15 protein-coding genes are annotated in these 17,313 nt (G+C 66.7%); 6 read left to right on the top strand and 9 right to left on the bottom strand.

What is annotated here, in order from left to right; genetic code table 11:
* Positions 1–58 precede the first annotated feature (58 nt).
* From CAL29_RS07545 to CAL29_RS07525, 5 genes are all read left to right on the top strand, one after another.
* Positions 59–760, top strand: a complete 702-nt coding sequence (locus tag CAL29_RS07545) for a GntR family transcriptional regulator (protein ID WP_094852281.1) — start codon at positions 59–61, stop codon at positions 758–760.
* A gap of 17 nt (positions 761–777) precedes the next feature.
* Positions 778–1,719 carry a 2-hydroxyacid dehydrogenase gene (locus tag CAL29_RS07540; protein WP_094852280.1) on the top strand — a complete coding sequence of 314 codons (942 nt, stop codon included), beginning with the start codon at positions 778–780 and terminating at the stop codon, positions 1,717–1,719.
* Positions 1,720–1,934: 215 nt separating this feature from the next.
* Positions 1,935–3,284, top strand: a complete 1,350-nt coding sequence (locus CAL29_RS07535) for an MmgE/PrpD family protein (RefSeq protein WP_094852279.1) — start codon at positions 1,935–1,937, stop codon at positions 3,282–3,284.
* A gap of 57 nt (positions 3,285–3,341) precedes the next feature.
* Positions 3,342–4,331 carry a tripartite tricarboxylate transporter substrate binding protein gene (locus tag CAL29_RS07530; RefSeq protein WP_094852278.1) on the top strand — a complete coding sequence of 330 codons (990 nt, stop codon included), beginning with the start codon at positions 3,342–3,344 and terminating at the stop codon, positions 4,329–4,331.
* 76 nt (positions 4,332–4,407) lie between these two features.
* A complete protein-coding gene (locus CAL29_RS07525) occupies positions 4,408–5,388 on the top strand; it encodes a Bug family tripartite tricarboxylate transporter substrate binding protein (protein ID WP_179283939.1) in 981 nt (326 codons plus the stop codon).
* A gap of 85 nt (positions 5,389–5,473) precedes the next feature.
* On the opposite strand, the gene CAL29_RS07520 is transcribed toward CAL29_RS07525, so the two are convergent.
* The 6 genes from CAL29_RS07520 to CAL29_RS07495 form a co-directional block, all read right to left on the bottom strand.
* Positions 5,474–6,913, bottom strand: a complete 1,440-nt coding sequence (locus CAL29_RS07520; RefSeq protein ID WP_094852276.1) for an MmgE/PrpD family protein — start codon at positions 6,911–6,913, stop codon at positions 5,474–5,476.
* A 66-nt stretch (positions 6,914–6,979) separates the two neighbouring features.
* Positions 6,980–8,167 (bottom strand): iron-containing alcohol dehydrogenase, encoded by a 1,188-nt coding sequence (locus CAL29_RS07515; RefSeq protein ID WP_094852275.1) that lies wholly within the window; start codon positions 8,165–8,167, stop codon positions 6,980–6,982.
* 15 nt (positions 8,168–8,182) lie between these two features.
* Positions 8,183–9,370, bottom strand: coding sequence for an acyl-CoA dehydrogenase family protein (locus CAL29_RS07510; RefSeq protein WP_094852274.1), 1,188 nt, complete (start codon positions 9,368–9,370; stop codon positions 8,183–8,185).
* 89 nt (positions 9,371–9,459) lie between these two features.
* Positions 9,460–10,434, bottom strand: coding sequence for a Bug family tripartite tricarboxylate transporter substrate binding protein (locus CAL29_RS07505; RefSeq protein ID WP_179283938.1), 975 nt, complete (start codon positions 10,432–10,434; stop codon positions 9,460–9,462).
* 100 nt (positions 10,435–10,534) lie between these two features.
* Positions 10,535–11,527, bottom strand: coding sequence for a Bug family tripartite tricarboxylate transporter substrate binding protein (locus CAL29_RS07500; RefSeq protein ID WP_094852272.1), 993 nt, complete (start codon positions 11,525–11,527; stop codon positions 10,535–10,537).
* 92 nt (positions 11,528–11,619) lie between these two features.
* A complete protein-coding gene (locus CAL29_RS07495) occupies positions 11,620–12,594 on the bottom strand; it encodes a Bug family tripartite tricarboxylate transporter substrate binding protein (protein ID WP_094852271.1) in 975 nt (324 codons plus the stop codon).
* Between the two features lie 306 nt (positions 12,595–12,900).
* On the opposite strand from CAL29_RS07495, the gene CAL29_RS07490 reads away from it, so the two are divergent.
* Positions 12,901–13,863 carry a D-2-hydroxyacid dehydrogenase family protein gene (locus CAL29_RS07490; protein WP_094852270.1) on the top strand — a complete coding sequence of 321 codons (963 nt, stop codon included), beginning with the start codon at positions 12,901–12,903 and terminating at the stop codon, positions 13,861–13,863.
* 31 nt (positions 13,864–13,894) lie between these two features.
* Here the strand turns inward: CAL29_RS07490 and CAL29_RS07485 are convergent, their stop codons facing one another.
* The 3 genes from CAL29_RS07485 to CAL29_RS07475 form a co-directional block, all read right to left on the bottom strand.
* Positions 13,895–14,770 carry an IclR family transcriptional regulator gene (locus CAL29_RS07485; RefSeq protein WP_256977245.1) on the bottom strand — a complete coding sequence of 292 codons (876 nt, stop codon included), beginning with the start codon at positions 14,768–14,770 and terminating at the stop codon, positions 13,895–13,897.
* A 129-nt stretch (positions 14,771–14,899) separates the two neighbouring features.
* Positions 14,900–16,051, bottom strand: a complete 1,152-nt coding sequence (locus CAL29_RS07480) for a 2-methylaconitate cis-trans isomerase PrpF family protein (protein ID WP_094852778.1) — start codon at positions 16,049–16,051, stop codon at positions 14,900–14,902.
* A gap of 54 nt (positions 16,052–16,105) precedes the next feature.
* A complete protein-coding gene (locus tag CAL29_RS07475) occupies positions 16,106–17,209 on the bottom strand; it encodes a mandelate racemase/muconate lactonizing enzyme family protein (protein ID WP_179283937.1) in 1,104 nt (367 codons plus the stop codon).
* Positions 17,210–17,313 lie beyond the last annotated feature (104 nt).

Raw genomic sequence — 17,313 nt, 5'->3', positions numbered from 1 at the left:
GACGCGGCCGGGCCCGTCCCCCCGCCCTGTCTTTCTCTCGCCCTCCCCCTGATTCCCCATGCCCATTTCCCCCGCCATGGAAAGCCTCCTGCCCCTGAACCCATCCGGCGCGGCGCCCTCCGCCGACGACGCGCGCGACCTCGTCGAAGAGGCTTACTCGACCCTGCTGGACATGATCCAGCGCGGCCAGATTCCGATCAACCAGCCGCTCCAGGAGCGCAATCTCGCCGGCGCGCTGGGCGTCTCCCGCACGCCGCTGCGCGAGGCGATGAGCCGCCTGATCGGTGGCGGTTTCGCGGTGCGCACCGCACGCGGCCAGCTCATCGTGCCGGAACCGACCTTGCGCCAGTACCTGGAGATCTTCCAGATGCGCCTGCTGCTGGAAGGCGACGCCGCCGCGGCGGCCGCCACGCGCATGGCGCCCGAGCAGGCCACGGCCATTCTCGACCAGGTGCGCGAGATCAAGCGCCGGCAGCACTCTAGCCATGAAGAAAACCACCGGCTCGACAACTTGCTGCACGACAGCATTGCCCAGGCCAGCGGCAACCGCCTGATGGCGCAGGCCATCCACGACCTGCGCATCAAGGCGCGCTGCTTCGACCAGAACGGCGCGCCCGAACGCCTGATTCCCGGCTGTGACGAGCACATCGCCATTCTTGAGGCTATTCTTGAGGGCAAGCCCGAGGCGGCGCGCGCCGCCATGCACACCCACCTGACCAACGTCCGCGCCGGCCTGGTCGCCCGCCACACCCATATCTGATCGTTTCCACCGCAAGCATGCCTTCCGCCAAACCCCTACTCATCATCATGAACCCCGTCGCCGAGCGCGAACGCGAGCAGATCGCGCGGCACTTCGAGGTAATCTTCGCGCCCACGCCGCAGCAGTACGACGATGCCGTGGCGCAGGCCGCCGGGCGCGTGGAGGTGGTCATGACCATCGGCGCCATCGGCCTGAGCGCCGCGCAGATCGACGCCCTGCCCAAGCTGAAAATGGTCTACTCGCTCGGCGCCGGCTACGAAAAAATCGATATCGAGCATGCCCACCGGCGCGGCGTCGCCGTGGCCTGCGGCGCCGGCACCAACGACACCTGCGTGGCCGACCACGCCATGGGCCTGATGCTGGCCGTCATCCGCGGCATTCCGCGCTTCGATCAACTGACCCGGCAAGGGGGATGGCGCACCGACGTGCCCATGCCGCCCGGCGTCTCCGGCAAGAAGCTCGGCATCCTGGGCCTGGGGGCCATCGGCGAAAAAGTGGCCCGCCGCGCGCAGGCCTTCGACATGGAGATCGGCTATTGCAACCGCAGCCCCCGGCCCGGCTCGCCGCATCGCTCCTTTGCCTCGCCGGGCGACCTCGCGCAATGGGCCGACGTGCTGCTGGTCGCCGTGCCGGGCGGGGACCGCACCCGGCATCTCATCGGCCGCGACATCCTCGAACAACTCGGGCCGCGGGGATACCTGATCAACATCGCGCGCGGCAGCGTGGTCGACACCGATGCGCTGGTGGACGCCTTGCGCCACGAACGGATCGCCGGCGCGGCCCTGGACGTCTATGAAGGCGAACCGAAACTGCCTCCCGCGCTGGCCGGCCTGTCCAACGTGGTGCTCACCCCGCACGTCGCGGGCTGGTCGCCCGAGGCCATGCAGTCGATGGTGGACATGTTTCTCGAAAATGCGCGGCGCCTGTACGCGGGCGAGGCCTTGCTGACGCCGCTTTGAAGCAAGGGGATCGGGGCAGGCGCGACGGGAATTCCGGTTTTCGGTTCCCGAAGAATTGTCACTATATGGAATAGTCTCCCGGACCCAAGGTCTCATCCAGCCGGCTCGGCCGCTAGACTTCCTCGCAGGAATCGCGGGGAAACCGCGGCGAATCGAGGAGACCAGGATATGGGACAGCAAGGAATACGGATTGCGCACGCCGCCGGGGCCCCGCCATGAGCAGCGGCACCGTCGTCGCCAGGCTGGTCGAGCTGACGCGGGGAATGCGGTTCGAGGACTTTTCCCCCGCCACCATGGCGGCGGCCAGGCGGGCGATACTGGACGGCCTCGGTTGCGCAATCGCCGCCACGGCTTGCGCGCCGGCCCGGCTTGCCGCCGCCGTCCCCGTGGGCGGCGCCGGACATGCCACGGTAATCGGCGAAGCCCTCCCCTCCACCCTGGAACGGGCCATCCTGCTGAACGGCATCATGCTCAGATACCTGGACATGATGGACGTCTATTGGGCCCAGGATGTCTGCCACCCTTCGGAAAACGTCACCGTCGCCCTGGCATCCGTGGAATGCCACGGGGGCGGCGGGCGCGACCTCATCCAGGCTCTCGTCGCCGGCTACGAGGCGCAGATGCGCCTGACCCATCTGCTCTCGCTGCAGGCCATGGGCATGCATCACGTTTCCGCGGCCGGCATCGTCGCGCCCATCATCATGGGCAGCGCCTGGAAGCTGCCGGGCGAAGTCGTCCAGCATGCGGTGGCCCTGTCCGGCTGCCGGCAGTTCACGGTGCACGCGCTCTCGAAAGGCGGCATCAGCATGGCCAAGGCCATAGGCTACGCGTGGTCGTCGATGGAAAGCGTCCTGGGGGTGCGCCTGGCGGAGCAAGGTTTCACCGGTCCCGTCCATTTCCTGGACTGGCTGACCAAGGAAGGCCCGGCCCGGGACAGCTTCGACGCCCTTGCCTTGGCGCCCGACGGCGCGCCCTTGATCGAGCGCACCAGTTTCAAGCAGTTCCCCGTCCAATTCGAATTGCAGACGCCCAATGAAGTCGCGCTGCGCCTGCACGAACAGATAGGACAGGCGCGGATCGCCGGCGTGGAGATCGTCGTACCGCCGATAACCGCCCAGCGCACCGCGGACCCGAGCAAGTTCCGCCCCGGCAACCGGGAAACGGCCGACCACAGCCTGCCCGTCACCGTCGCCATGGCGCTGCTGGACGGCAGGCTCACGGCCGCGCAGTTCGAACAGGATCGCTGGGCGGACGACGACGTTTGCACGCTGGCCGGAAACACCCGCGTCGTCGCCGACGAAGGCCTCGCGGCGGCCCATCCACAAGGGCGCCCCGCCCGCGTCACGATCACGCTGGAGGACGGACGGCGCCTGCAGGCGTTCCAGGACGTTCCCTATGGCGACGCCGCGCGTCCCATGGACGATCGCGCCCTCGAGGAAAAATTCCTCGCCAACACCACGGACGTCATCGGCGCCTCGCGCGCCCGCGCCATCGTCGACCGCGTCGGCGAGCTGGAGCACATGGCGGATATCGCGCAACTCACGCGGCTGCTCGCCGCCCAGTGACCGCCGCCGCGCCGGCAGCGGGACCGCCGGCATTCGAATCCATTCACGGGAATACTCATGATCGCCATCCTCTTGCGCCCGTGCCGGGCAGTCTTGCTCGCGTCGGCCGCCATTCTCGCCGCCGCGTCCTGCCCCGGCGCCGCCGCCGAAACGTATCCCAACCATCCGATCAGGATCGAAGTGCCTTACGCCGCGGGCGGCGGCGTCGACCTTGTCGCGCGCGTCGTCGCCAAGGGCCTTACCCAATCATTGGGACAAAGCGTGATCGTGGAAAACAAGCCCGGCGGCGCCACCAACGTGGCGGCCGAGGTCGTGGCGCGCGCGAATCCCGACGGCTATACCCTGTTCATCGCCAGCATCGCCAACGCGGTCAACCCGTCCCTGTACAAGAACCTGCCTTTCGACATCGAAAAGGATTTCGCGCCGATCAGCCTGATGGCGGATATTCCCAATATTCTCGTCGTCAACCCCGGCATCCCCGCCAAGTCCGTGGCGGAACTGATCGCCCTGCTCAAGAAGAATCCCGGCAAGTACACGTTCGCCTCCGCGGGCGTCGCCAGCAGCACGCGCCTGTCGGGCGAACTGTTCAAGAGCATGACGGGCACGGATATCCTGCACGTGCCCTACCGCGGCGGCAGCCTCGCGGCCGTGGACCTGCTTTCGGGCCGCGTCTCCATGTATTTCGCCGCCATGCCCAGCGTGCTCGGCTACGTGCGCGCCGGCAAATTGCGGGCGCTCGCCGTCACCAGCCTGAAGCGGTCGGGCTCCGAACCGCAATATCCCACGCTGGACGAATCGGGCTTGAAAGGCTTCAACGAAACGTCCTGGATCGGCCTGATGTCGCCCGCCGGCACGCCCCCTGCCGTCATCGAGAAACTGCACCGGGCCGTCGTGGCCGTGCTCAAGGCGCCGGAAGTGCAGGCCGTGCTGCGCGACCAGGGGGCGGAGGTGATAGGCAGCAATCCCGGCGAGTTCGCGGATTTCCTGCACCAGAGCATCGTCGACACCGCCAGGCTCGTCGAAACCGCCCATATCCAACCCGAATAACGTCGGATCCGGCATAGGCACGGACCGGCATCGAGACCCACAGATATCTCATCGACTACCCATGGCAGGAGACAATATGCGATCCCTTTTCGTGACACTGCTGGCCGCGGCGGCCCTGTCGTCCGCCGCGACTGCGGCGTATGCCGCGGACGCGGCGGACAGCTATCCCGACAAGCCCATACACCTGGTCGTTCCGTACACGACGGGCGGCGGCAACGACACCGTCGCGCGTGCCCTGGCCAAGTCCATCTCGGTATCCCTGCATGCCAACGTCATCGTGGAAAACCGGCCCGGCGCCAATGGCGTCACGGCCTATGAATACGTCGCGCGCGCCGACCCGGACGGATACACCCTGTTCATGGCCAACACCGGCAGCCACGCCATCAACCCCTCCCTGTACAAGCACCTCCGCTACGACCCGGTCAAGGACTTCACGCCGATCTCGGAAATCGCCATCCTTCCGAACGTCCTGGTCGTGTCCTCGAAGTCGAACATCCACACGCTCGCCGAACTCGAAACCTATCTGCGCGCCCATCCGGAGTCCGCCATGTATGGATCGGCCGGCGTGGGCAGCACCCAGCACCTGTCCGGCGCGATGTTCTCCAGCGCGCTGAAGATCAAGATGGAGCACGTGCCGTACAAGGGAACGGCGCCCATCCTGACCGATCTTCTCGGCGGCCGCCTGCTGATGAGCTTCGCCAATATCGTCGCCGTCCTGCCTCAGATCAAGAACGGGGATCTCGTCCCGTTGGCCGTCACCAGCGAACAGCGCGTGGCCTCGCTGCCGGATGTTCCCACCGTCGGAGAAACGGTCAAGGGTTTCAGCGCGCCCGTGTGGTTCGGCCTGGTCAGCAGCAAGGGCGTGCCCCAACCGATCGTCGCCAAGCTCAACGAAGCCGTCCACCAGTTCGTGACGAATCCGGAAGGCAAGTCGCAACTGGCCTTCATCGGCGCGGAACCGAAATGGTCCACCCCGGCGGACTTCGCCGCCCTCATCGCCTCCGACGGCAGGAAATGGGCAAAGGTGGTGCAGGAAAGCGGCGCCACGGCCGAGTAGACGGCATGGAACATGCAGCCGACACGCCCTTCCCGGAATGCGCGGGCGCGGCCGCGCCCTTTCGTAACGCAACCCGCCATGCGCATCACCCCCTGCCTTGCGCGGCGCATCCGGCGCGGGCAGGCAAGGCGGGAAGCGTTTGGAAAATCTCCCGCACGGACACCGTCTCCAGGCGCAGCGCGGCCCGGAAGAAGTCGTCGCCCTGCCCTTCCATGCCCGCATACGCCAGGCAGTCCCGCCATTTCCGACGAAGCTCTTCATCCGTCAGAGGCAGGCTGCTGGATCCCCGCAGGTCGCTCACCCGCCGGGTCAGCGGCGGAGCGGACTTGTGGGTGATTTCAACGACGTTCCAGCGCGGCAGATCCGGGCCCTGGTCTTCCTCGCAGGTCGTGCGCGCGATCAATGCCTGGATTTCGGATCGAGATACCGCATCGTCCGTAAAGCTGGACAGCCCGACGTGACCGTCCAATACCGCGGCCGCCATCGCATACTGCATGCTGAACTTGGCCTCCAGCCCCGTCCTGGGACGGTCATGGATCAAGGGCACCAGGGCGCGGCGATTGGCGCGCACGTGGATTCTCTCCACGGATTCGGCGCGCAGGCCATGCTCGGCGCGCAAGTCCAGCATGCCGTCGATCGCCCGATGCGCGGCATAGCACATGGGATACTTCTTCACTTCTATCCCGCTGCGGCGCAGTTCGAACGCATCCCCGCCCGGCATCCCGGCCGTTTCCAGTCCGTTCAATGCCTGCGCGAGATCTTCGCCGCCGCCATAGAGCCGCGCGAAACCCTGCCCGCCGTCCAATGCATCCTCCGCCGCATCGATATCGAGCTCGGCGAGGACAGCGGCTCTGGCGGCGGACGCCGAGCAGTGCCCCGCCTGGAACGATTTCGCCATCGTGCCGAAGTTTCCGCGCGTACCGGCGGCCTGCGCCACGGCAAGCCCGATGGCGTTGACCGTGCGCCGCTCGGACAAGCCCAGCAAATGGCTGCACGCCACGGCGCCGGCGATGACGCCCAAGGTCGTCGTGGCGTGCCAGCCCTTGGCATAGTGCTCCCGGACCATGGCGCGCGCCAACCGGACCATGACCTCGAAGCCAACGACGTACGCGCTGGCCAGGCGCGTGCCGTCCACGTTGCGCTCCTGCGCCAAGGACACCAAGGCCGGCAGCAATGCGATGCTGGGGTGGCCCCGGAGCGGACTGCTGACGTCGTCGTAATCGAGCACATGGCCCGCGACGCCGTTGTAGAGCGCGGCGTCCTCGACCGGAAAACCGCCCGCGCGGCCCCAGGCCCTTACCTGCCCGCCCGTCGCGGCGCCATCCGCGTTCCCCCTGCGCCTGGCGACATAGGACCAGACGGCGCGCGCCGCCGGCTCGTCATGGCCCGCCAGGGTCACGCCCACCGTATCGATCAGCGCGCGGCCGACCTGGTGGAAATCCGCCGCCGCCAGCATGGCGGGCGATAGGCGCCGGGAGAAGCGTGCGATACGTTGCGAAGCGGTCAAGGTTCCGATACCGGTCATGGTGCATATCGAGCAAAAACTCGTCCTGTTCTGGCGTATTTCATTCGCGGGCCGCGGCGGCGCCGGCTATGCCGCGGCCTCATCCAACATCGCGGCGAGCCGATCGCGATGCATCGCCAACTCGCGCGCGCGATCCGCATTGAAGTTGTACAGCGCCGATTCCAGGACCGACGCCCGATCCGCCGCGTCGATGGCCCCGAGCGCCAGCGGCAGGCCCGCCGCCTTGAAAGCCGCCTCCACCGCGGCCGCGACGGCGCCGGTGCGGGAGGACCCGGACGACACGCCCAGCGCCTCGCCGATCTGGTCCACGGCGTCCGGACACAAGGAAGCAAAATGTCTCAATGCCGGCCCGGTCAACGCCGCGTGCACCCTGCCCTGGTCGAGATCCGGGATCCTGTTGAACAAGGCCGCCCCCAAGGCATACACCGCGCGCGCGATCCAATGCGCGTCGAATGGGCGCCCTCCGTCCTCCTCGTCCCGGTTCTGCAGCAAGGCCGCGGCGCACATCTCCAGCCTGGCGTCGGCATCCGGTTCGCGCAGCCGGCGCAGCGCGCCGCTCGCCAGGGCATAGGCATGCAGCCTCGCGGCCTGCACCAGCGGATTGGCTTGCCGCACGGCGCCCCGGCTCATCAATGCCCGCCAATAGACGCCCAGTCCGGTGGACTGCGCCAAGGCGGACGGCGCGGTCATCAAGGCATCGCTGTCCCAGAATATCGCCGCGGGACGCGTCCTGGGATCGAAGAACTCCAGGCGCGCTCCGCCATCGAAACGGCGCAAGGCCGATCCGCCCCGATTCTGCGCCGACGTCGGGGCGGTGAGGACATTGAAGATGGGCGGCTTGGGCGCCAGCAGGCGCGGACTGACGGGGGGACCGTTGCCGGGGTAGCGCGTCGCCAGGTCTTCCAGGGGCCGCCCTTCTCCCATCGCGATCGCAACCACGCGCGTGGCCTTGATGACGCTGCCGGCGCCGACGGCTATCAACAGGTCGGCGCCCGCGGCGCGAGCCGACGCGGCCGCCTGTTCCACGTCCTCCAGCGGCGCGTCCTTGCGCATGCGCCCGTAGCAGCCGGCGTAGCGATCGCCGAGCGCGGCGCGAAGCTGTTCCACCAGAGGGGTCCGCGTGGCAACGCTATTGCCGCACACCACGAAGGCCCGCGCGGCGCCCAGGCGTGCGAGCTCGCCCGGCAAGCGATCCAGCGCGCCATCGCCCGCATGGATGCGCACGGCGCTGGAGATGGAGGTGAAGGGTTCCATGGCTGCCGTTCCCGCTCAGGCCGATGGCGGTCCATGGCGCAGCAACTCGCGCGCCAGCACCCAGCGATGGACCTCGCTCGGACCTTCCACGATGCGCATGACGCGGCACATGCGCGAGATGTATTCCAGCGGCAGTTCCTTGGACACCCCCATGCCGCCGAACAACTGGATGGCGCGGTCGACGACGCGCGCGATCATCTCCGTGCCCTGCACTTTCACCATCGAGCCGTCCAGCCTGACGTCCTCGCGGCCCTGGTCCATCTTCCAGGCCATCCGGTAGACCAGCAGGCGCACCATCTCGATTTCCTGGTAGCTGTCGGCGATCCACCACTGCACCGCCTGGCGGTCGGCGAGCGGCGCGCCGAAGGTCTGCCGGGCGTTGGCCTGCGCTATCATCATGCCCAGGCAACGCGCGGCCAGGCCCAGGCAGCGCGAGGCGATTTCGAGCCTGCGCACCCCCAGCCGCCGCGAAAGCGGGCCGAAACCGGCGCCGACCTCGCCCAGCACCTGCGCGTCGTCCAGGACCACGTTGTCCAGCACCACCTCGTACGGGTGGTATTCGCCGATCATGGGAAAGGAAGTCGGGATGCTCAGCCCCGGCGTTTCCCTGTCCACGAGGAAGGCCGTGAAGGCGGCGCGCTTGTCGGCCGCGGGATCGGTGACCGCCATCACGATCATGAAGTCGGCCCGGCGAGCGTTGCTGATCCAGAGCTTGGTGCCGTTGACGACCCATTTCCCATTCTTTCGCTCCGCCCGGGTCTTGATGGCGGCGGCATCGGATCCGGCGCCCGGTTCGGACAGCGCCAGGCAGCTCTTCTTCTCGCCGCGTGCGTAGGGCAGCAGGTAACGGTCGACCTGGGCGCCCTTGCACAGGGTCTTCAGCAGATACAGGTTCGGACTCTCGGGCGGCAATACGAAGGGCACGATGCTGTGCTTGAGCTGTTCGACCACCAGGCATTTGGTCAGCATGCCCAGGTCCTGGCCGCCGAATTCCTCCGGCACGTCGATGCCCCACAAGCCGATGTCGCGCGCCTTCCGCTGCAACGCGGCGTCGAGCTCCGGCGGAATCAGCGGGTCATCGCCGTAGCCGCGCTCCGCCTCGCGGCGGATGATCAGCGCCTCGTTGGGCGCCAGGAACTCGTCGGTGAAACGCGCCACCGTCTCGCGTACCATGCGCGACGATTCAGGTAACTCGAAATCCATGCGATCTCCTTGCCGGCCAACCGTGCAACATGTGTCCCCGCGGGGATCCGCCCTGCCTTACTGCCTTACCGCCTTACCGCGCTACCGCGCTATTGCATCTGGTAGACGCCCGCCTGCTTGGCGACCTCGCGCCATTTCGGGATGTTCTTCTCGATATCCTTGTGCATGTCGGCGGGTGAACTCGCGACGACCGAGTAGCCCAGGCGCTCCAACTGGTCCTCGCGCTTGTGCAAGGATTTCACGATGGCCGCGTTCAGCACCGCAACGACCTTGGGATCGGCATTCGCGGGCATGGCGAAGCCATACCAGGTATCCGAGTCGTAGCCCGCCAGGCCCACCTCCGCGAACGTCGGCACCTTGGGCAGGTATTTGTTCCGCGCGGGGCTCCCTATGGCGAGAATGCGCAGATTCCCCTTGTCCGCCAGCTCCTTGGCCGATGCCGACTGCACGAACATCATGTCGATATGGCCGCCGAGGAGATCCGTCATGGCCGGCGCGCCGCCCCGGTAAGGGACGTGGGTGATCTTCACTTTCGCCATGGACTTCATCAGCTCGCCGGCCATGTGCTGCGAGCTTCCCAGGCCAGCCGACCCATACGTCAATTTGTCGGGATTGGCGCGGGCATAGGCGATCAGCTCCTGCGCCGTCTTGAACGGGGAATCGCTGCGAACGGCCAGCACCAGCGGGGCCTTTACGGCGATGGACAAGGGCGTGAAATCCTTGAGCGGGTCGTAGGCCAATTTCTTGTAGATGGACGGATTGACGGCCTCGATGCCATCCGTCGTGAACATCAGGGTATAGCCATCCCCCGGCTGCCGCTTGACGAAATCGGCCGCGATGGTGCCGCCCGCGCCAGCATGGTTTTCCACGATGACCGGCTGCTTCAATTCCTCGCCGACGTCCTGGCCCACCATGCGCGCCAGCGCGTCGGTGCTGGCGCCCGGCACGTAGGGAACGATAAGTTTGATCGCCTGGGACGGATAGTGTCCCGTGGCATGGGCGCCGACTGCTACCGCCATCGTCGCGACGACGAACACACCGCGGCAAAGCTTATGGAAAAACATGGATGTCTCCTCTTCGGCCTTGAGTTGTCCGGCGGACGCCATCGCCCGGGCGGCGCTTTGCCTAGCCCCTTGCACGTATCCCTGGACGGCGGCGCCCGCGTCAGTCTTCCGTGATTCCCACCTTGGTCACGATCTTCCCGACCGCCTCGTAGTCCTGTTCGAGCCTGGCCTTGAACGCGTCGCTTCCCAGGAACTCGGACGAGAATCCCAAGTCGGCGAGTTGGGATTGAAAGCGGGGCTGCGCCATGATGGCCGCCACCGCGGCCTCGATCTTCCCCGTAATGGCCGCCGGCGTTCCCTTGGCGACGAATACGCCCTGGAAGGTGGCGTATCCGGGCCAGCCCTTGATCGTCTCGCCGACGGACGGCGTGTCCTTCATCAACGGAAAGCGCTGGGCGGTCGTCACCGCCAGGTTCCGCGCCTTACCCGCCTTCACCAGGGGCTCCACGCTTTGCGGTACCGCATACAGCAGGTCTATCTGCCCGCCGGCAAGGTCCGCCGCCGCCTGCGACGTTCCCTTGTAGGGCACGTGGACCATCTTCACGCCGGCATCCAGGTCGAACTGCTCGCCCGCCATGCGATGCAGCGAAGACGCGCCGGGAGAACCGAAGCTGACTTGGCCCGGATGGCCCTTCGCATAGGCAATGAGTTCGGGAATGCTGTGCACGGGGGAGGACGACGGCACCGTCAGCACCAGCGGACTGAGGCCCACCATCGCCACGGGAACGAGGTCCTTGCGCGCGTTGTATTTCGCCTTCTTGTGCACCTGCGGATAGATGGAATAAATGGCGTTGGGGCCATAAAGCAGGGTGTAGCCGTCCGCGGCATTCCTGGCCAGGTAGTCGACGGCGATCGCGCCGTCCGCGCCCGGCCGGTTATCGACGATGACCGCTTGATTCCAGCGCTTGGCCAGCTCCGCCGAGAGCGCCCTTGCCAGCACGTCGGCGGCGCCGCCCGCCGTATAGGGAACCAGCATGTGAACGGCGCGGTCGGGATAGCCCGACGCATCCTGCGCCAGGCCCGCGCGAGGCGCGCAGACCGCGGCGCCGGCGAGCAAGGCGGCCAGCACCGCGCATGGGAATTTACCTTCCATGGTTGTTCCGATCTCCTGAATCGCATCGAATCGCGCCGCCGCGCCCTGGCGTTGAAACCGAAGCGCGTGCCTCCGAATGGCGGCGCGAACGGTCACTGCGGCTTGATATTGGCGCGTCGCGCGACCTGGGCCCAAAGCGCGACGTCCTTCTTCACTTGCGCGCCGAAGGCTTCCGGCGTACCGCCGGCGGGAACCGATCCCATGGTTTCCATGGTCTGCAGCATCGCGGGCTGCCGGAGCGCGGCGTTCAATGCCTCGTTCAGCCTGCGCACCACCGCCGGATCCATATTCGCCGGCCCGAAGATGCCGAGCCACGAATTCGCCTGGTATCCGGGCACGCCGGCCTCGGCGAAGGTGGGCACGTCGGGCAGGGCCGCCAATCGTTTTTCCCCCGTCACCGCGAGTCCCCGCACCAGCCCCTTTCTCACCTGGCCGGCGACGCTGGGCACGCCGGAAATCATTATCTGCACCTGGCCGCTGAGCAAACCCACCATGGTCTCGCCCGAGCCCTTGTACGGAATGGCGGAAAATTTGGCGTTCACCTCCTGGGCGAAGCGCTCGAACGCGAGGTGCAGCGAGCCGCCGTATCCCCCCGCGCCATAGTCGATGGTGTCCGGCGCCTTATGCGCCGCATCGACAAGCTCCTTCACGCTGTGAAAAGGCGTGTCCTTATTGGCCACCAGCAACACCGGCGTGGTCGCGACCTCGCCGATCGGCGTGAAGTCCTTCACCGGATCGAACTTCGGCTTCTTGAAAATGGATGGAGAGATGGCGACGGTCTGGTCCGTCAGCATCAAGGTGTAGCCGTCGGGCGCCGATCGGGCGACGTCGAGCGCGCCTATCGTGCCGGTTCCACCCGCCTTGTTCTCGACATAGACCGTCTGTCCCATGGACTTGGTCAACTGCATCGCAACGGCGCGGGCCAGTTGATCCGACGTGCCGCCCGCCGGATAGGGAACCACCAAACGGATGGTCCGCTGGGGAAAATCCGATGCCGCGGTGGCGGTCCCCAGGCACAACGCCGCCGCGCCGGCGCCCAGGATAGAAATCAGTCGTGCGATTGACATGCTGTCTCCGATGGTCCGCCGATGTGAAAGACGGGCCTTGTTTGCGTCCTCTTATGCGAGCGCTCCGATGCGAATGCTGGAGCGCGATGCGCGTGGGTAAGGCAGTATAGGAGTCCTATTTGCACGCGGCCGCACGGCAAGGACGATGAAACGTCCACGACTTGGGAAACTTCAGATTCCCCGCGTGCATGCCTTTCTCAAATCGTGGAACGAGCGGGCATGCGCGCCGGCTGCCGGAAGAAGACGCGCGATATACAGTGGCGGCTCCCGTCACCCCGGCTTTGCGAGATCCCCGCACAGGTCCCCATGGATAGGCTTCGAATCGCGATACTTGACGACTACCAGGGCATCGCGCTGCGATGCGCGGACTGGAGCCGCCTGCGCGGCCGCTGCGAACTGGTGGCGTTCCCCCGGCACCTGGAACCACGCGAAGCCGAAGCCGCCCTGCGCGACTTCGACGTCATCTGCCTGATGCGCGAGCGCATGGCCATGCCGGACAGCCTCATGGCGCGGCTTCCCCGCCTGCGCTGCATCGTCATGACCGGCACCCGCAACGCCACGCTGGATATCGAAAGCGCCCGGCGGCGCGGCATCGCCGTCACCCACACCACGCGCCGCGGAGACGGCCTGTTCTCGACCGCGGAACTCGCCTGGGGCCTGATCCTGGCCCTCGCCCGCCATATCCCTTATGAGGATGCACGCATGCGCGAAGGCCATTGGCAAAGCAGTTGCGGCATTGCATTGGCCGGCCGGCGCCTGGGGCTCCTCGGCCTGGGGAAGCTGGGCGCGCACATGGTCCCCATCGCTAAGGCCTTCCGGATGGACGTGGTGGCCTGGAGCCAGAACCTGACCGAAGAACGGGCGGCGCAACTGGACGTCAGGAAGGTGAGCAAGTCCGAACTGTTCAGCGCCAGCGACTTCGTCAGCCTGCACCTGGTCTTGAGCGAGCGTTCCCGGCACATCGTCGCCGAGCCCGAACTGCGGCTCATGCCGGCCCACGCCTATCTGGTCAACACGTCGCGCGGCGGCCTGGTCGACACCAACGCCCTCATGGACGCCCTTGCGAATTGCCGGATCGCCGGCGCGGCGCTGGACACCTTCGAAGCGGAGCCCTTGCCGGCCGACAGCCCGCTGCGCAAGCTTTCCAACGTCGTGCTCACCCCGCATCTCGGCTACACCGTGGAGGAGCTGTTGCGAACCTATTACGAAGATTGCGTGGACTGCATCGCCGCCTGGATGGACGGCAGCCCCGTCAGAAGATTGGCCTGAAATTCATGCCGGACGCGATGACGGCCCCGGGTCATTCATCGAGGTGGTGCGTGGCGAGCCGTTCGTTGCGCAGCAACTCGGCTTCGATGGACTTCACGGCATACTGGAGGAAGGTCACCACTTCTCCGACCCGCATCACGTCCAGGCGGGATTCGATGGTGGACACGCTGATCGCCGCTATCGGTTCGCGGACGGCATTGCGGATGCACATCCCGACCGAACGCACGCCGGGCGCCTCGATGACGTCCGCCACCGTATATCCGAGCGCTTGCGAGCTGTAGATACGCTGCGTCAGCTCCTGCTCCGAATAGTCGGGATACCGCTCACGCAGCCGCGGCCGGTTGGCGTTCCTTATGCGCGTGTACTCTTCCGGGCTGAGCGCCGCCAGGATCGCGATATTCCCCGCCCCCACTCCCAGCGGCCGGCGGCGGCCCGGTTCGAGCACGAAGACCCTGACCGGATGCGTGCCCTCCTTGCGGTCGACGCACACCCCGTCGAAGCCGGAACGCACCGTCAGAAAAACGGTGTCCCCTGTCTGTTCCGACAGCGCATTCATATAGGGCTGGCAGATATCCCGAAGCTTCACCGGCGGCGCAACCGCCACGCCCATTTCGTAGGCACCCAGTCCCAGGAAATACCGCTTGGAGTCCTGCTGCTGGGAAACCAGGCGTTCCGAGATGAGCGCCTGCAAAATACGATGGACGGTCGACCGCTCGATGCCGGAGGCGCGGCTGATGTCGACGAGACGCAATCCGGTCCGGTTATTGGCGGTCAGCAGACGCAGCAGTTGCGCAACGCGGCGGATCAATTGCGTGCCGGGAGCAACGAGGCTGTCCGGCTCGCTGATCCCGATATGCGGGATGGCCGGCGCCCGGGGCGGTGAGGTAGGTGAAAGGTGCATACTCATTCCACTTTGTGGGAATTGATTTTGACAGCGCCATGCCGCGCTGCGTCTCCACCCTCATTTTAGAGCCGCGACGCCGGTGAACCCATATCCATAGTCCATAAGGTGGAAAACCCGGCCTCGCCTCCGCCCTCAGGCCTTGACCACCGAGTCGCGCACGAACACCGTCCCCTCCATGATGCGCCGCGCCGTGCGCACATAGGAAACCTCCTCGATGTCGCCGTTCGGCGCGAGTCCGATGCGCACGGGAAACACGCCGGTCGGGTGACCGATGCGGACGTATCCGTCCGTGGACGGACGGGCCACCGCGTGCACGATGGTGCCCGGGATATTGGCCGCCATGGCCGTGCAGACCGCGCCCGTCGCCGCGAAGGCCTTGTGCAGGCGCGGCGGCGGCCCGCCCACCCGGCGGGCGACGAAGCTGACGTCGGCCGCCGGCACCACCTTCTTGGTCATGAAGTCCACGTAGTCCGTGGGCGCCAGCACCGAAACGGGATGCGGCAGGCGCGACTCCGGCGCCAGGCCGACGTGGGCGGCGGCGGCATTGCGGATCGCCCAGAAACGGTCGAGGATCTCGGGCGTGAACTCGTCGGGGCTTTCCGTGCCGCGGATACCGGCGTCGCGGGCATGGAAGAACACGGTCGCCTTCGCCATGTCGACGATGGAAACGGGGATCTTCCGGCCGAATTCCGGAATATAGAGTTCGTCGACGACGTTGCCGCTGGGCAGCAGCTTGCCGGTGCTGGCGCCCTTGGTGGCGGCGAAATCCATCCGGATCTCGCCCGAGGCGCCCGGCACGCCGGCAATCGCGCAATCGCCGTCCACCGAGGGCGCGCCATCGGCGTCCACCGGAACATAGGAAACCAGCAACTGCCGGGTATTGGTATTGAAGATGCGCACGCGGGTCACCGGATGCACCGGTTCCACCAGGCCTTCCTCGATGGCGAACACGCCGACGCCCGCCGAGAGATTGCCGCAGTTGGCGGAATAGGACACATAGGGCAGGTCGATGCCGACCTGGCCGAAGGTGTAGTCCACGTCGGCGTCGGGGCGGTCGCTCTTGCCGACGATGACGATCTTGCTGGTGAGATTGTCGGCGCCGCCCAGGCCGTCGATCTGGCGCGGGTCCGGGCTGCCCATGGCGGCCAGCAGCACCTTGTCCCGCTCCTTCGCGTCGGCCGGCAGGTCGCGGTCGTGGAAATAGATGCCTTTGCTGGTGCCGCCGCGCAGGATCACGCAGCGCACGCCGCGTTGGCGCGATGAACGTATTTGATGGGTCGTCATGATGAACCGGGTCCTATGGAAAATCGGCAAGCCGGCTTGGCAGCCGCGGGAGGCTTACCAATCCAGGCGATAGCGGGCAAGCTTGTCGGGGTCGACCTCGGCGCCGATGCCCGGCGCGTCCAGGACGTGCAGCTTGCCGTCGCGGATGTCGATGGGCCGGGCCAGCAGATCGTCTTCCTGCTTCAGCGGGGTGGACAAATCGGCGGGATACGTGACGGCGCGGAATGCCGCGGCGAAATGCGCGCTGGCCACCGCGCCCACCCCGGACACCCCCTGGGAACCGATCCAGCACGGCAAGCCGTACCCTTCGGCCATATGCACGATGCGCGTCGATTCGTACATGCCGGTGCGCGCGATCTTGATGCCCATGACGCCGATGGCGCCGTCCTGCAGTTCACGCCGGACGTCGGTCAGCGAGAACACGCTGTCGTCGGCCAGGATGGGCACGCTGGTCGCGTCGGCGACTTTCTTGCGATAGGCGCCCAGGCCGACGGCGACGGGCTCCTCGGCCATGGCCAGTCCGTACTCGGCCATGGCGTTGATGGTGCGGATGGCCACGTCAGGGGTGTAGAGCTGGTTGGCGTCGATGAAGAGCAGCGCCTGGTCGCCCAGCGCCTCGCGCAGCATGCGCAGGCGCTGGATGTCGCCCGCCGGGTCGGCGCCGGCCTTGATCTTGAACGCCTGTATCCCATACTGGTCGCGGACCTTCAGCGCTTCCTGGACGAACTCCTCGTCGTTGTCGAAGTTCAGGCTGAGCATCCAACTGACCTCGACGGGCTTGACGCTGCCGCCGAGCAGGCGGGCGAGGCTGACTTTCAGCGACTGGGCGGCGACGTCGTGCAAGGCCGTGTCCAGCGCGGCCTTCGCGGTCGGATTCCAGGGGATGGCGGCCAGCGCGGCCTGGTAGCCCTCGCGATCCAGCGCATCGCGCCCCACCAGCATGGGTCCGAGCACATCGCGCACGATATGGACGATGGACCGCTGGGTTTCCCCATAAATAGTGGGACGGGCAGGCGCCTCCGCGGTCCCCACCACGCCGTCGGCATAAATCCGGATCAGCACGTGATCCTGCGCATCGCGCTTGCCATGCGCGCCCCAGCGGGATGCCTTCTTCAGTGGAATTCGAAAAGGAATAGCTTCCACGCGCTCGATCTTCACGTCCTGTCTCCTGAATATTGCTGTCCGTCGGCGGGGCATGACACTCGCGTCGTGTCCCCGTGACGCGCCGACCGTCGTTCTCGTGACGCGTAGTCTAGCGACCC

This window comes from Bordetella genomosp. 10, from assembly GCF_002261225.1.
Taxonomy (GTDB): domain Bacteria; phylum Pseudomonadota; class Gammaproteobacteria; order Burkholderiales; family Burkholderiaceae_B; genus Bordetella_C.
The sequence above is the reverse complement of the archived record's forward strand: the minus strand, read 5'-3'. Positions and strand labels throughout refer to the sequence as shown.

What these genes read in the sequence shown, in the direction of transcription:
- CAL29_RS07545 (WP_094852281.1), top strand. Translation starts at nt 59, where the DNA reads ATGCCCATTTCCCCCGCCATGGAAAGCCTCCTGCCCCTGAACCCATCC.
- CAL29_RS07525 (WP_179283939.1), top strand. Translation starts at nt 4,408, where the DNA reads ATGCGATCCCTTTTCGTGACACTGCTGGCCGCGGCGGCCCTGTCGTCC.
- CAL29_RS07530 (WP_094852278.1), top strand. Translation starts at nt 3,342, where the DNA reads ATGATCGCCATCCTCTTGCGCCCGTGCCGGGCAGTCTTGCTCGCGTCG.
- CAL29_RS07510 (WP_094852274.1), bottom strand. Translation starts at nt 9,370, where the DNA reads ATGGATTTCGAGTTACCTGAATCGTCGCGCATGGTACGCGAGACGGTG.
- CAL29_RS07490 (WP_094852270.1), top strand. Translation starts at nt 12,901, where the DNA reads ATGGATAGGCTTCGAATCGCGATACTTGACGACTACCAGGGCATCGCG.
- CAL29_RS07520 (WP_094852276.1), bottom strand. Translation starts at nt 6,913, where the DNA reads ATGACCGGTATCGGAACCTTGACCGCTTCGCAACGTATCGCACGCTTC.
- CAL29_RS07495 (WP_094852271.1), bottom strand. Translation starts at nt 12,594, where the DNA reads ATGTCAATCGCACGACTGATTTCTATCCTGGGCGCCGGCGCGGCGGCG.
- CAL29_RS07485 (WP_256977245.1), bottom strand. Translation starts at nt 14,770, where the DNA reads ATGAGTATGCACCTTTCACCTACCTCACCGCCCCGGGCGCCGGCCATC.
- CAL29_RS07505 (WP_179283938.1), bottom strand. Translation starts at nt 10,434, where the DNA reads ATGTTTTTCCATAAGCTTTGCCGCGGTGTGTTCGTCGTCGCGACGATG.
- CAL29_RS07500 (WP_094852272.1), bottom strand. Translation starts at nt 11,527, where the DNA reads ATGGAAGGTAAATTCCCATGCGCGGTGCTGGCCGCCTTGCTCGCCGGC.
- CAL29_RS07540 (WP_094852280.1), top strand. Translation starts at nt 778, where the DNA reads ATGCCTTCCGCCAAACCCCTACTCATCATCATGAACCCCGTCGCCGAG.
- CAL29_RS07535 (WP_094852279.1), top strand. Translation starts at nt 1,935, where the DNA reads ATGAGCAGCGGCACCGTCGTCGCCAGGCTGGTCGAGCTGACGCGGGGA.
- CAL29_RS07515 (WP_094852275.1), bottom strand. Translation starts at nt 8,167, where the DNA reads ATGGAACCCTTCACCTCCATCTCCAGCGCCGTGCGCATCCATGCGGGC.
- CAL29_RS07480 (WP_094852778.1), bottom strand. Translation starts at nt 16,051, where the DNA reads ATGACGACCCATCAAATACGTTCATCGCGCCAACGCGGCGTGCGCTGC.